The sequence below is a fragment of the Polynucleobacter acidiphobus genome, assembly GCF_003065385.1.
Lineage (GTDB): Bacteria > Pseudomonadota > Gammaproteobacteria > Burkholderiales > Burkholderiaceae > Polynucleobacter > Polynucleobacter acidiphobus.
On sequence record NZ_CP023277.1, the window covers coordinates 326044 to 339473 of the forward strand.

Annotated in this window: 14 protein-coding genes and 1 tRNA gene; 11 read left to right on the forward strand and 4 right to left on the reverse strand. The window is 49.8% G+C overall.

Annotated features, from left to right (window positions below; genetic code table 11):
- Positions 1–292 precede the first annotated feature (292 nt).
- The gene (locus AOC32_RS01825) at positions 293–1474 is read left to right on the forward strand and encodes an integrase core domain-containing protein (protein ID WP_108507863.1); all 1182 of its coding nucleotides are present in this window, start codon (positions 293–295) and stop codon (positions 1472–1474) included.
- Between the two features lie 73 nt (positions 1475–1547).
- Here AOC32_RS01825 and AOC32_RS01830 read toward each other — a convergent pair.
- The 3 genes from AOC32_RS01830 to tsaE all read right to left on the reverse strand — a co-directional run bounded on the left by AOC32_RS01830 (position 1548) and on the right by tsaE (position 3670).
- Positions 1548–1623 (reverse strand) — tRNA-Lys (locus AOC32_RS01830).
- A gap of 179 nt (positions 1624–1802) precedes the next feature.
- Positions 1803–3185 carry an N-acetylmuramoyl-L-alanine amidase gene (locus AOC32_RS01835; RefSeq protein ID WP_108507864.1) on the reverse strand — a complete coding sequence of 461 codons (1383 nt, stop codon included), beginning with the start codon at positions 3183–3185 and terminating at the stop codon, positions 1803–1805.
- Entirely contained in the window at positions 3182–3670 is a 489-nt protein-coding gene (gene tsaE, locus AOC32_RS01840) for a tRNA (adenosine(37)-N6)-threonylcarbamoyltransferase complex ATPase subunit type 1 TsaE (RefSeq protein ID WP_234409771.1), read from the reverse strand. The genes AOC32_RS01835 and tsaE overlap by 4 nt, the downstream gene beginning before the upstream one ends.
- Between tsaE and queG the strand changes: the two genes are divergently transcribed.
- From queG to AOC32_RS01890, 10 genes are all read left to right on the forward strand, one after another.
- Positions 3660–4994, forward strand: coding sequence for a tRNA epoxyqueuosine(34) reductase QueG (queG, locus tag AOC32_RS01845; protein ID WP_234409772.1), 1335 nt, complete (start codon positions 3660–3662; stop codon positions 4992–4994). The two genes, tsaE and queG, sit on opposite strands and share 11 nt — an antisense overlap.
- Positions 4995–5011: 17 nt before the next feature.
- Positions 5012–5875: an AzlC family ABC transporter permease gene (locus tag AOC32_RS01850; RefSeq protein WP_234409773.1), complete on the forward strand. Its 864-nt coding sequence runs from the start codon at positions 5012–5014 to the stop codon at positions 5873–5875.
- The gene (locus AOC32_RS01855) at positions 5872–6252 is read left to right on the forward strand and encodes an AzlD domain-containing protein (RefSeq protein ID WP_108507867.1); all 381 of its coding nucleotides are present in this window, start codon (positions 5872–5874) and stop codon (positions 6250–6252) included. Before AOC32_RS01850 ends, AOC32_RS01855 begins: the two co-directional genes overlap by 4 nt.
- A 147-nt stretch (positions 6253–6399) precedes the next feature.
- A complete protein-coding gene (locus AOC32_RS01860; protein ID WP_108507868.1) occupies positions 6400–6660 on the forward strand; it encodes a helix-turn-helix transcriptional regulator in 261 nt (86 codons plus the stop codon).
- The gene (locus tag AOC32_RS01865) at positions 6650–7906 is read left to right on the forward strand and encodes a type II toxin-antitoxin system HipA family toxin (protein WP_108507869.1); all 1257 of its coding nucleotides are present in this window, start codon (positions 6650–6652) and stop codon (positions 7904–7906) included. The genes AOC32_RS01860 and AOC32_RS01865 overlap by 11 nt, the downstream gene beginning before the upstream one ends.
- Before the next feature lie 91 nt (positions 7907–7997).
- Entirely contained in the window at positions 7998–8372 is a 375-nt protein-coding gene (locus tag AOC32_RS01870) for an MbcA/ParS/Xre antitoxin family protein (RefSeq protein ID WP_108507870.1), read from the forward strand.
- Between the two features lie 61 nt (positions 8373–8433).
- Positions 8434–9045, forward strand: coding sequence for an RES family NAD+ phosphorylase (locus AOC32_RS01875; RefSeq protein WP_234409774.1), 612 nt, complete (start codon positions 8434–8436; stop codon positions 9043–9045).
- A 20-nt stretch (positions 9046–9065) separates the two neighbouring features.
- A complete protein-coding gene (locus AOC32_RS01880; RefSeq protein WP_108507872.1) occupies positions 9066–9329 on the forward strand; it encodes a type II toxin-antitoxin system HicB family antitoxin in 264 nt (87 codons plus the stop codon).
- Between the two features lie 184 nt (positions 9330–9513).
- The gene (locus AOC32_RS01885; protein WP_108507873.1) at positions 9514–10149 is read left to right on the forward strand and encodes an NYN domain-containing protein; all 636 of its coding nucleotides are present in this window, start codon (positions 9514–9516) and stop codon (positions 10147–10149) included.
- Positions 10150–10224: 75 nt separating this feature from the next.
- Complete coding sequence (locus tag AOC32_RS01890; RefSeq protein WP_108507874.1) at positions 10225–10332, forward strand: type II toxin-antitoxin system HicB family antitoxin; 108 nt, start codon at positions 10225–10227, stop codon at positions 10330–10332.
- 24 nt (positions 10333–10356) lie between these two features.
- On the opposite strand, the gene AOC32_RS01895 is transcribed toward AOC32_RS01890, so the two are convergent.
- Positions 10357–13425, reverse strand: coding sequence for an FAD-binding and (Fe-S)-binding domain-containing protein (locus AOC32_RS01895; protein ID WP_108507875.1), 3069 nt, complete (start codon positions 13423–13425; stop codon positions 10357–10359).
- Between the last annotated feature and the right edge of the window lie 5 nt (positions 13426–13430).

Here is a 13430-nt window from a genome sequence, read left to right on the forward strand (position 1 = left end):
CCGGCGAGCAGATTGATAGCGAAAAGCTTCTAGTGCAATTGCTAGGTCATATTCACAATGCAACTGCTTAACCAAATCCTCCAAGAGATGCCTAGTCTCTCCAAGGTGTCCGTCATCCCCACTTGAAACGTTTATTAAGCTCCGCATTGTTTCAAACAGTAATCACATTTGCCGCAACCAAAAGAAAAAGACCCAGAGATTACTCTAGGCCTTTGTTGTACAACCCGACACATCGTTAACACTTTATACCGGACACATACTTTACAGTTTTTGGCATAGGAGGGACCACTCTATGCCGTGGAATGAAAGTACGAAGATGGATGAAAAGCTCCGGTTTGTGTCGCGTTTTTTAGATGGTGAGAAGATTGCCCCCTTATGTGCCGAGTTTGGCATTTCCCGAGTCACTGGCCATAAGATCATTGAGCGGTATAAAGACAGTGGTTTAGAAGCCTTGACCGATCGCAGTAGACGCCCGTTTCGGCAAGCCAACCGCTTGCCTTTTCAGGTCGAGCAGTTGATCGTCAGGCTCAAAAAGGAGTTCCCCACCTGGGGCGCCCCTAAACTGCGTGAGCGCTTGCGGACCCACTATGGGGAGATTGCATTACCGGCCAAGAGTACCGTGCATGCAGTTCTGGATCGCCATGGTTTAGTGAAGAAGAAGCGGGGTCGCCGCCATCCCAAGCTTACGGGGACAAACCTATCGGACCTCAAAGAACCGAATGCCCTGTGGTGCACCGATTACAAAGGCGAGTTTATGCTGGGCAATCAGCAATATTGCTATCCCCTAACGGTGACTGACTACGCGAGCCGTTACCTGATTTGCTGTGAAGGACTCGAGAGTACCAAAGAAGCCCAGGCCATCACGGTGTTTGAGCAACTCTTTAAGGAATATGGGCTACCAAGCGCGATTCGATCCGATAATGGGGTGCCCTTTGCCTGCGCCAATGCCCTTTATGGACTCTCTAGCCTATCGGTGTGGTGGCTCAGATTAGGCATTGGGATTGAGCGCATCAAACCAGGCAACCCCCAGCAAAATGGTCGGCATGAACGCATGCATTTAACCTTAAAGCAAGCGACGACCAAGCCCCCAGCCAAAACACTCTTACAACAACAAGATAAGTTTGAAGACTTTATCTACGAGTACAACTACGAGCGACCCCACCAAGCCTTAGAGATGAAAAAACCGGCAGAGCTCTATACACCATCCACTAGACGCTATCAGGGGCTCCCCGATGTGAGCTACCCCTTCCACGATAAAACGGTGACCGTGACCAACTGTGGACGAATCTGCATCGCGGGTCAGAAGATCCACTTAAGTACGGTCTTTGCCGGACACGATGTGGGTGTCCGGCAAGTGGAAGATGATGTGTGGCTCGTGAGCTTTATGGATTACGATTTAGGGTACTTTGATTTGGAATCGAATAAGGTGCAAGCCTTAGACAATCCATTTGGTCCCAAAGTACTTGGCGTGTGAGCGGTAAAAAAAGTGTAAACCATGTGCTCGGTATATTGTGTAAACCATGTGACCGGTTTACACCTGTATTTATTGGTGGGTCGGGCGAGACTCGAACTCGCGACCAACGGATTAAAAGTCCGCTGCTCTACCGACTGAGCTACCGACCCAGTGTGGTGTTGCTTGATTCAAAACTGAACGAGCAAGGAATTTGCCAAATGAGAACACTGCATGAAAACCGCTTTAATTCATTACTTTAGCAAAACCAAGATTATAGCAAGATGTGAAAAGGCTATCTGACCCTCTAATTCCGCCTTGTGACCTGCCTTCTCCCCCAACCTGAATTTCCTCAGCCACGCCGTGCTACGGGCGGGTTCTTGGCAAAGTAATCCTTGATCCCCGCCAAAATGGCTTCCGCAATTCGCTCCTGGTAGGTCTCGTCATTGAGCTTTTTTTCTTCTTGGGGATTGCTAATAAAAGCCGTCTCAATAAGGATCGATGGAATATCGGGGGCCTTTAAGACCGCAAAACCCGCTTGCTCCACCCGGTTTTTGTGCAGGGGCGCAAAGTTGCCAATATTGTGTAAGACCGAGTTGCCCACCTGCAAAGAGTCGTTGATCTGCGCGGTGGTTGACATATCAAGGAGTAAATGCGCCACTTGCTTATCCTTAGTTTTGATATTGATGCCACCGATGAGATCCGAGGCATTTTCTTTATTGGCCATCCAGCGTGCGGCTGAACTCGTTGCTCCTTGTTGCGAGAGGGCAAAGACCGATGCTCCTTTAGCATGGGGTTGTATAAACGCATCCGCATGAATGGAAATAAATAGATCAGCCTCCACCTGCCGTGCTTTAAAGACGCGGCGGTGCAAGGGCACAAAATAATCGCCATCGCGGGTCAAAAAGGGCCGCATCGAGTCTTCTTGATCGATCTTATTCTTTAAGCGCTTGGCAATGGAGAGCACAATATTTTTCTCGTGTGACCCTCGAGCGCCAATGGCGCCTGGATCTTCGCCCCCGTGACCGGGGTCGAGTGCCACCGTAATTAGGCGCTTAAACGGAATGCGCTGGGTATTGGCAGTGCTTGCGCTTTGTGAACTCTGTGGACTTTGTTGAGTTGTACTGGGGCCACCCTTTCTACCGGGAGCCGTATCTTTTTTGGCAAAGGCAGCAATCGGGTCATCCTCTGCAGGTAAGCCTTTTTGAGACTTGGCCCGCTCCTCTGCAAGTAATTTCTCTTTTCTGGCGGACTCTTTGACGAGTTGCATGAGTGGATCGGGAGGATTAGTGGGGTAGAGATCAAAGATTAAGCGGTATTGATACTCGGCAATCGGCTCAAGGGTGAAGAGCTGGGGTTTCACCGCTTCTTTGAGATCAAACACGAGTCTTACAACCGTCGGTTGAAATTGCCCCACGCGAATTTGTGCCACGTACGGATCATTGGGTTTGACCTTCGCGACCAAATCTTTCAAGGTGGGGTTGAGTTCCAAGCCATCAATATCAACAACCAGTCGATCAGGACCTGTGAGTAGTTGATGGGAAATCGGTAATGCCTTATCCGACTCCAAAGTAATGCGCGTGTAGTCTTCCGAGGGCCAAATGCGAACGCCCAAGAGTTTGGCGCCGCTATTGGCTTGTACCAGTTCACTTTCAGTGAGTAAGAGATAAAGCACACCGAGCGAGCCCATCGATTGCAGTCCTTGTGAGATGACTTGGCGACGTTTGGGGTTCATGGATTGGTTGATGATTGGGTGACGAGGGATTGAAGGACTGCTTCACCCTTTGGGGTCTGTGCGGCGATCACGACCGTTCTCGCCAGTTCCGATTCCGTCTCTTGGGAATGAATCAGGGTGATCGCCAGATCCATGGTGGGTAGGGTGTGCTCGGCTTTCTCGGGCCACTCAATGATGCACAGCGTTGGGTACTCGGATTGTGTGAAGTGCTCTAAGAGACCAGCGTCGACCCATTCCTCTGGGCTTTGCATGCGGTAGAGATCAAAATGAAAGACGTGGAGTACTTCGTTGGGTAAATCCAGAATGTGCTCTTCACACAGGCTATAGGTCGGACTTTTGACCTTGCCCGGATAGCCCATCGCTTGGAGGAGGTAACGGGTGGCGGTGGTTTTGCCTGCTCCCAGATCCCCATGAAGACTCATAAAGAGTGATTGAGGTTTTTTGGGGGTGGAGGTATAGAACCCGAGGATTGCATTGGCGAGCATTTGTACTGCCTTTGCAGTAGCCCTCTCATCTTTACAATGGATCGTATGGTTTATTGCCAAGCGCGTCATGACCTCGTGCGTTCACACTCATTTAGGAATGGATTCTAAATTGCCTATGCATTCTCACGCATTTTCGCAAGAATTGCACACTCAGTGGGGGACGTTGCGCGCATGGCTCAATACCCGTGCCAAGGAGTTGGGCTTTTCCGAAGTGCGTATTACCGATACCGATGTGAGTGATGCACATCCTCATTTGGTGAAGTGGTTAGCAGAGGGTCGTCATGGCCAGATGGCTTATATGGAGCGTCACAAGGAGCCACGTTCCGACCTCGGTCTTTTGCAAGCAGGCGCGATTCGCAGCATTTGCCTCACCATGCCGTATTTAAGTGAGCAAAGTAAATTACATGAGCAGCATGAGCCACATGAGATTGGCGCGTCTTCAGTTGAGCAAATCATTGAGTGTGAAGAGAAGCGTCTCTTGCAGAGCGATCAAGCGGTGGTTTCACTCTATGCCAGAGGGCGGGATTATCACAAGGTGATTCGCTCGCGCTTACAAATCTTAGCTAAGGAGCTGGAAGAAAAACTACAAGCGGCGTTCAGCGAACTAAATCATTCCTTGCAATACCGCGTCTTTACCGATTCTGCGCCGCTCATGGAAGTGGAGTTGGCGCACAAAGCCGGTTTGGGCTGGCGGGGCAAGCACACCTTACTTCTGAATCGCGACTCCGGGTCGTTTTTCTTCTTAGGCGAAATCCTTATCAACGTCCCACTGCCCATCGATGCGCCAGTGGAAGCGCATTGTGGCTCGTGTCAGGCGTGCATCGATATCTGCCCTACAAAGGCGATAACGGCTCCTTATCAATTGGATGCAAGGCGTTGCATTTCCTATCTAACAATTGAGCATCACGATGCAATCCCCGTGGAGTTTCGTAGCGCCATGGGTAATCGCGTCTATGGCTGCGATGATTGCCAACTCGTATGCCCCTGGAATAAATACGCCCAGCTCTCGACCGTACCTGATTTTGCAGAACGCAATCACTTGGGAAGCTCTTCGTTACTGGAGCTCTGGGGCTGGAGCGAAGCACAGTTTATGGAGCGCCATGCGGGTAGCGCCATTTTGCGCATTGGCTATGAGCGCTGGCGACGCAACCTGGCCGTTGCTCTGGGAAACGCCTTGGCATCGAACCTCGATGATGAAGTAAAGAGAGAGATTGTTTGGCAGTTACAAGATGCCTTGCCAAGCGCGAGCCCCTTGGTCGCCGAGCACATCTCTTGGGCGCTGAGTCGAGATAGCTCACAAGGTACCGAAGGGTCAGACCGCTAAAATAGCAGTGACCCATCATGAGTACTCCACCCATCGACCCAAAGGATTTACAAGCTAGGCGCACCGAGCGCACAGGCGATCGTGTTGCCACTGAAATGGATTCGCTTGAGTCGCACCAGTCCGAGATTGATGCATCGACCCATTCAATAGCGACCGCGCGTTTTACCAGCACACACGATGCCTTTTGGAGTGGGGTGCGCGATGGCCGTGGAGCGCCAGCGATGGTGCTTTTTGCCGGAATGGTGGGCTTTGGGGCGATGGGGCGCACCAATGGCTTTGATCTGTGGTTTACGACCGCAACAAGCTTTTTAATGTTTGCCTTGCCCGGTCAGATCGTGATGCTGGAAATGATTTTAGTAGGCGCTTCATCGCTCACGATTGCGCTTGCGACCACTCTCACCGCAACCCGCTTTGTGACCATGACCGCCACTTTGTTTCCGATGCTCCATGAGCGCGATCGCAATAAGGCGCTCTATGCCAAAGTGCACCTTCTGGCGATGACCGCGTGGGCAGTTTCTTTGAAAGAATTCCAAACAATTGAACCTAAATATCGCCTAAGTTACTTTGTGGGGCTTGGAATCTTGTGCTGGTTAATTTCAGTACCCGGAACGATTGTGGGATTTTTAATTGCGGGCTCGGTACCCATGCCCATCACCTTGGGTCTCATTTTTATTAATCCCCTCTTTTTCTTACTCACTTTTACCGAGATTAAGGTGAGTGGCTATCGCCTAGCCATTCTTCTAGGCAGCATTGCCGGCCCCATCTGTTATTTACTCGATCGCGATACGAGCCTGTTAACCGCCGGACTGATTGGCGGTACTTTAGCCTATTGGATTGATCGGCGTTGGATCAGGTGCTATGACCGAAAGGTGTCCTCATGAGCCTATCTGCATCCCTAGCGCAAAACCTCGATACCGCCTTTGCGATTCAACAGGGGTGGGGCGCATGGCTTGCACTTTTAGCTGCGTCACTCGGAACTTATGTGTGCCGCGCAGTGGGCGTAATGCTCTCGGGGCAAGTGAGTCAAGATAGCGAGTTCTTTCGCTGGCTATCAGCAGTGACCTATGCGATGGTGGCAGCGCTCACGATTCGCTTGATATTCTTACCAATTGGCCTTTTAGCCACGGTACCGCTCTACCTGCGCATTCTTGTGTGCATCTTGGCTCTGGGGGTGATGCTCTCTAATCCCAATCGGCGCTTAGTGCCGGCATTGCTCACCGGTACTTTATTGATGGTATCGATCGGGGTCATGCTCTAGGGGTAAGCAGGGTAGCTGGAATTTCCCGACTGGGGATATCTTTCCCTATATGGGTGCTGTTACACAGAAAATTCCTGAACGGGAAATATTTCTTGATTCTTTCTTTGAATTGATAGATAATTTACTGAACGGGAAATAACGTCACACATGAGCTCCATACAAACCACTAAACAACTCGGTCACGCACTGCGTGCCGCACGCAAGCAGCTCGGGTTGACGCAGCCTCAACTGGCTTTGGCCGCAGGCGTTGGTGTGCGTTTCATCGTTGACTTAGAAGCTGGCAAGACCACCCTACGGCTTGAAAACGTGCTGCGCGTCATTGATGCCCTGGGGGGTAAGCTTGAGCTCCTTGGCCTACCATCATCTATTCCTGAAAATGACGCTAAGGGCAAATCAAATGACGCGTGAGCTTGAGGTCTGGCTCTTTGCCGAGCAGGTGGGTGCGCTAGCCCTTATCGATGGGCGGCTCAACTTTCGGTATAACCCGGATTGGATCTTACGTCCTGACTCGCTAGCCCTGTCTCATTCGCTACCTCTCCAAACAGAGTCATTTGACGATCGCCAAACGCGCCCGTTCTTTGCGGGACTCTTGCCAGAGGGGCAACTTAGGCGCCTCATTGCCAAGCAATTTCAGGTATCAAGTCAGAATGATTTTGCGCTACTCGATCACATCGGTGGAGAGTGCGCCGGGGCCGTGACCTTACTGGAGCCAGGGCAGTCGTTGTTTAGTCCCGGGGGTTATCACGATCCTCAATGGCTAAGCGAGAAAGAGATTGTTGAGATTCTGGATGAGTTACCGCATCGACCGATGTTGGCTGGTAAAGACGGCCTACGGCTTTCACTGGCGGGCGCTCAAGATAAGTTACCCGTCGTTGTTGATGGTGACCGCATTGGTCTCCCAAGAAATGGAATGCCCAGTTCGCACATCTTGAAACCTGCCATTCCTAACTTAGAGGATACAGTGACAAACGAAGGTTTTTGTCTAGCGCTCGCTCAAGCCATGCAACTTAAGCCTGCAAAGTCACAGATACGCTCTGTGCTAGGGCGATCATTCTTACTGGTTGAGCGTTATGACCGACTAATCAATCCACAAGGCCAGCGGCAGCGTCTGCATCAAGAGGATTTTTGCCAGGCTCTGGGCGTCGTGCCTGAAATGAAATACCAAAACGAGGGCGGTCCAGATCTGGAGCAATGTTTTAATCTGATTCGGCGTACCACTCGCCCCAGTGCACCGCAAATCTTGCGCATGCTTGACTTTGTGATCTTCAACGCTTTGATTGGCAATCACGATGCGCACGCAAAAAACTTTTCGCTCCTCTATGCGGGTAAGTCTGTCATCTTGGCGCCGCTCTATGACGTGCTTTCGACGGCGGTCTACCCTACGTTAACACCCAAGATGGCGATGAAGATTGGTAGTGCATACAAGTTCAGCGAAGTGCAGGCAAGGCATTGGGATCGGTTTATGGAAACCGTTGGCTTAAGCAGGGCTCAGGCCAGAAAGCGGATTCTAAATTTGGCAAAGTCCTTGCCGATGACTGCGCGTCATCTGCAGTTCGATCCAAAGAGTGGCTTCATAGGCCATGACATCATTGAGAAAATCGTGACCGTCATCGAACAACGCTGTGCTCTGACCATACGAAGGCTCACCGAGTAGTCTAAAAAAGTATAGGGCGTTTTAGTTACCGTGGGGAAGTGCATATTGAATCTATAGAAATTTATTTATGGTAAAATTTCTATAGAAAATTATGGCTACCCAACCAATCCATACCTCTTTAGACGCATCTGCCACTCTTAGTAAAGCAGTTATTAGAACCGCTGAGCGGCTTCATCTGTCAAAAACAGAGCTAGCAAAGGTTTTGGGTTTGAGCCCACCAACGATTACCCGCCTATATAGCGGTCACTATGTTTTAGAAGAAAAACGAAAAGAATGGGAATTTGCTTTGCTATTGATTCGAGTATTTCGAAGTTTGGATTCCATTTTGGCCAATGAGCAAGCGATTCAACAATGGCTTAATAGCAATAACCATGCATTGGGTGGTAAACCGATCGAACTCATTCAACAAACAGAAGGATTAGTACGTGTCATTCAATACTTGGACTCCTCACGCGGTATCGTCTAATCAGTTTACTTGGAGAGGTACTGCTTGGAGAATGGTTGAAGCGCAGCATTACGCTTCGACCATGAAAATCGTTGACACGCGCGACGAGCAGGATCTTTTAGAGGTATTGCTTGAGACGAGTAAACCTCAATTATCAAATGAGTTAAGCGGTTTGCATTATTTACTCGCTACACCGTTTCGTTATCACCCGCTCAAATATGGATCTCGATTTCGAGGGCCTACTGATCCTGGAGTTTTTTACTGTGCAGAGTCGGCACTAACAGCTGGTATTGAGCTTGGGTATTGGCGCTGGCGTTTTCTGAATGACTCCGAGGGCTTAGACGAGATTGAGCCCGTGACCCACAGCGCATTTTCGGTTGAGCTCAAGGCGTCGACCGTAGATCTTGGTAAGAAGGCATTTTTGGAAGACGAGTCTCAATGGCGCAATTCTCGGGATTACAGCGCAACCCAAGATTTTGCAAACAGCGCAAGAAAAACAGAGGTTGGGGTCATTTTGTATCAATCCGTTCGAAATCCTGAGCCAAGTTGGTGTGCCGCAGTATTGCGACCTAATGCATTTGCAAAAACAAAGCCAGCGGGACAAATGCAAACTTGGCTCTTGAAAGTCAATCAATCGCATCTCATCTTGCGATCGGACACTGAGTCAGCCCAGGTATCGACTGAGAATTGGTAAGTGATCAGGAGTTCTATGTCATGAGATATCCAATTGCCATTGAGATGGGTAGCCCAAAAAAATCGTGGGGCGTTGTGGTACCCGATCTACCGGGTTGCTTTTCTGCTGCTGATTCTGGAATTGATGAGGCAATCGAGAATGCAAAAGAAGCGATTGAGCTATGGATTGAAGTCGCGCTTGAAAAGGAAATGGAAGTTCCAAAACCAAGCTTAATTACTGATCTTCAGAAAAAAAAGGAATTTAAGGGGTGGATATGGGCGGTTGCTGAGATCGATCGCGAATGAGTGTACGAAAGCATTAGTGGCTAAGCTCGATCTGGAAGCCTTGTTTATTCAGTGCTAAAACCCTAATTTAGGTTGCGTTTTACGCTTATTAGTATTATCATAAGTAAATTACTCCCCTGATGGTTTCGACTGTCAGGCGCAGGGCCTCTTCGGAGGCCCTTGCTTTTTCTGAAGAAAGTTCTGGGTGTCTAAATCTAAATTAAGAACTATTGTCTACATCGATGGTTTTAACTTCTACTATGGACAATTAAAAGATAGCCCTTATAAATGGCTGAATCTGAGCAAGCTATTCAAAACAATCTTGGGCAAAGAAAATGAGTTAATAAAGATCAAATACTTTACAGCTCGGGTACAGCCAACCGAACGTGACCCGCAAGTCAATACACGGCAGGATACTTATTTTCGGGCATTGGGGGCATATTGCCCAGAGGTTGAAATTCATTTTGGACATTTTTTACGACATAGGGTGTTTGCTGAAAATGCTAACCCACCCCCCAATAAAATAGAAATTTTTAAGACTGAAGAAAAGGGGTCAGATGTTAACTTGGCTCTGCATGTATTAAATGACGCTTGGGCCAATACTTATGACTGTGCCATCATTGTCTCAAATGACTCTGATTTAGCTACAGCTCTATTAATGATAAAAGAGCAAAATAAAGTCATTGGCCTGATTACTCCTGGCTCGCCAAAGCGCAAACCCTCATGGCAATTGAAAAAGCATGCGAACTTCTTTATCCCAATTAGAACCTGGGCTTTAGAGCTAAGCCTTTTACCTAGATTAATACCTAATACGGAAATCAGAAAACCAGTTAGTTGGTAGTTGTGGTTAGATAGCCATACAGCGTTTAATGAAAAAAGAGCTGATGTCATAGAGCTTTGAAATAAAAATCAACGAATGGATACAGCACTTCCCAACACTGTATCCAGTAAGTTTGATGCAAAAGCCAAGAAAGCGGGCGAGACTCGCTCAGGATTCATTGCACACTTAGCCCTGTGCGCATGAGTTTGAGTCAGTATGAGTTAGTCTTTAGCTTACTAGATGCCGTTCTAGAACCTTCGCAATATGCACTGCCTCGCGACTTGCCCCATCGGCAATTTGATGACGACAGCTCGTGCCATCAGCGACCACGATTGCATTAGGCTCTTTGCGAATGCGCGGTAATAAACTGAGCTCCGCCATTTGTTTGGAGGCCTCAATGTGCTCGACTTCATACCCAAAGCTGCCCGCCATGCCACAGCACGAGGACTCAATGAGTTGGGGGTTAGCATTCGGAATGAGTTTCAGTAATTCAAGGGTGGGGCTCACGGCCGCAAAGGCCTTTTGATGGCAATGGCCGTGCACTAAAATTGGCTGAGCGGACTCCTTGAAGTTGGGCACAAACCGATTGGCTTTATGTTCACTGGCTAAAAACTCTTCGAGGAGTTGGGCGTGCTTACTCACGACTTGCGCAGCGTCACCGAGACCCATCGTGAGTGCTTCATCGCGTAGCGTAAATAAGCAAGAGGGCTCTAGACCCACAATCGCTATTCCTTCGTTTGCATAGGGTGCTAAGTGATTAATAAGTGCTGAGAGTCGGGTTTTCGCTTCGCCGACCATGCCAGAGGCCAAGTAGGTGCGACCACAGCAAAATGGGTTTTGTTCATCATGATCTTTTGCAGGTTGCGCCACATGAATCGCGTAGCCCGACTTTTGTAATAGGGCAAGCGCTGCTTGAAGATTCTCATTCTCAAAATAGGCGTTAAAGGTATCAGCAAAGAGCACCACCCGTTTATCGTGCTTGGTGAGCACCTCGGGAGCCATGAAGGGCAAGGGCGCTTGATTCCAAAAATGCTTGCTTTTCCAGACCGGCAAGGAGCGTTGAGCGCTAATTCCGGTGACCCATTCTTGGATCTTGGCTAAGAGTGGGATGTGATTGCGTAGATTCATGAGCGCTGGCAAACCAGGAATACGCGCAATCACAGGCGCGTAGTTGGGTAGGTGGGCGACCAAGCGATCACGCAGGGTATGACCAAAGCGCTCTTTGTATTGCGCCAGATACTCAATCTTCATTTTGGCCATGTCCACGCCCGTGGGGCACTCGCGTTTACAGCCTTTGCAACTCACGCACAAATCCATCACCTCTCTCACTGCTTGGGTGGCCAGTGGCAAATGGGCAGGAGGTGTATCACTCGTATTCGTAATCTGCCCTGAGATCGCTAGACGCAAGGTGTTGGCACGGCCGCGGGTCAGATCTTTTTCATTGCGGGTGATGCGATAACTTGGGCACATCACATCCGCATCAAATTTGCGGCAGTGCCCGTTGTTATTGCACATCTCAATCGCTTTTGCGAGACCCTGCGCCGGATCGCCACCGGTGCCTGCTGCAGTGACTGCTTCGGTCACGGGATTATTTTGCACATTCCAGGCGGACCAATCGAGCTTGGGTGTCACACTAATCACTTGATAGCTCGGTGGATAGCGGAAGTAGGCGCTGTCATCCATCCTGGGAGGATTCACAATCTTGCCGGGATTGAGAAGCCCTTTGGGATCAAATTGTGTTTTGATCTTGGCAAGCGCCTCGGTAATCTTGGGACCAAATTGCCAGCTAATCCACTCCCCCCGGCACAGACCATCGCCATGCTCGCCACTAAAGGCACCTTTGTATTTGCGCACGAGCTCCGCCGCTTCCTCTGCAATGGCGCGCATCTTCAGAGCCCCATCGCGGCGCATATCCAGAATCGGGCGCACATGCAGGGTGCCGACTGATGCGTGCGCATACCAGGTGCCGCGTGAGCCATATTTACTGAAGACCTCGGTCAAGGCTTGGGTGTAGTCAGCTAAGTACTCTAGGGGCACAGCACAATCCTCAATGAAGCTCACCGGCTTACCATCACCCTTGAGACTCATCATGATATTGAGTCCTGCTTTGCGCACTTCCCATAAGTTCTTTTGCATCGCCGGGTCGGGCATCATCACGACCGACCCAGGTAAACCCAGATCACTCATGAGCGCATCGAGCTCTTGAAGTTTTTGTAAGAGTGGAGCGTGCTCGTCGCCGCTAAACTCCACGAGCAAAATCGCATCGACTGTTTTAGCCTGGGCGTCCACGAGCGCCGTTTCAATGGTTTTACGAAACGCCGGGTTATTGCGCGAGAGGTCGATCATGGTGCGATCAACCAGCTCCACCGCAGTAGGCCCTAACTTCACGATATGCTGGGCACTATCCATCGCTTGATAAAAACTCGCAAAGTTCACGACCCCTAAGACCTTATGCTTGGGTAAGCGCGCAAGTTTGAGTGTTAAGGATTTGAAATAGGCTAGAGTGCCTTCACTGCCTACGAGTAAATGAGCAAGATTGACACTGTTATCTAAGGTGTAAGGCAACTCGCTTTGCGGATGAAAGACATCTAAGTTATAACCCGCGACTCGGCGCATCACTTTAGGCCAATGCGCGTCAATCTCGGGCTTGAGATCGTCCACTAGGTGCTTAACGTAATCCCCCAACACTTTGGCACGGCCCATGCTTTCTGAATAAGGACCAAAGTTGGCGAGCTCGCCATCAGCAAGCCAGGCATCAATCCCTAAAACGTTGTGCACCATATTCCCATACGCAATGGAGCGGCTGCCACACGAGTTATTGCCTGCCATACCGCCGATGGTCGCTTGGGCTGCTGTGGAGACATCAACCGGATACCAAAGCCCGTGGGGTTTAAGGTGAGCATTGAGATGATCCAGCACCATACCTGGTTCCACCTCTACCGTGGCGTGATCCGGATCACTCAGATCAGAAGAGAGGATCTTGCGAAAGTGTTTGCTGTTATCAATCACGAGTGCAGCACCCGTGGTCTGGCCGCATTGACTTGTACCACCACCTCTGGGTAAAACGGGAATACCTGACTCGTTCGCAACCTCAAGGGCCGCTTCAATGTCCTGCGCCGATTTAGGAACAAGAACTGCTACCGGAAACTGTTGGTAGATTGATGCATCGGTGGCGTAGCGCCCACGACTAGCACCATCAACCAAAACCTCGCCTTCAACGTGCTGTTGGAGTTTGGTGGAAATCTCGGGTGGCAGGCTGCTTAAGGTAAAGCTAGGATCGGGTGCAATTTTGGTCATGAAGT

Bases quoted from the DNA above. Each gene is read 5' to 3' on its own strand.
- AOC32_RS01875 (WP_234409774.1), top strand. From the start codon at position 8,434: ATGAAAATCGTTGACACGCGCGACGAGCAGGATCTTTTAGAGGTATTG.
- AOC32_RS01850 (WP_234409773.1), top strand. From the start codon at position 5,012: ATGAGTACTCCACCCATCGACCCAAAGGATTTACAAGCTAGGCGCACC.
- AOC32_RS01895 (WP_108507875.1), bottom strand. From the start codon at position 13,425: ATGACCAAAATTGCACCCGATCCTAGCTTTACCTTAAGCAGCCTGCCA.
- AOC32_RS01890 (WP_108507874.1), top strand. From the start codon at position 10,225: ATGGATACAGCACTTCCCAACACTGTATCCAGTAAGTTTGATGCAAAA.
- AOC32_RS01865 (WP_108507869.1), top strand. From the start codon at position 6,650: ATGACGCGTGAGCTTGAGGTCTGGCTCTTTGCCGAGCAGGTGGGTGCG.
- AOC32_RS01825 (WP_108507863.1), top strand. From the start codon at position 293: ATGCCGTGGAATGAAAGTACGAAGATGGATGAAAAGCTCCGGTTTGTG.
- AOC32_RS01835 (WP_108507864.1), bottom strand. From the start codon at position 3,185: ATGAACCCCAAACGTCGCCAAGTCATCTCACAAGGACTGCAATCGATG.
- AOC32_RS01870 (WP_108507870.1), top strand. From the start codon at position 7,998: ATGGCTACCCAACCAATCCATACCTCTTTAGACGCATCTGCCACTCTT.
- AOC32_RS01855 (WP_108507867.1), top strand. From the start codon at position 5,872: ATGAGCCTATCTGCATCCCTAGCGCAAAACCTCGATACCGCCTTTGCG.
- AOC32_RS01880 (WP_108507872.1), top strand. From the start codon at position 9,066: ATGAGATATCCAATTGCCATTGAGATGGGTAGCCCAAAAAAATCGTGG.
- AOC32_RS01860 (WP_108507868.1), top strand. From the start codon at position 6,400: ATGAGCTCCATACAAACCACTAAACAACTCGGTCACGCACTGCGTGCC.
- tsaE (WP_234409771.1), bottom strand. From the start codon at position 3,670: ATGCTCGCCAATGCAATCCTCGGGTTCTATACCTCCACCCCCAAAAAA.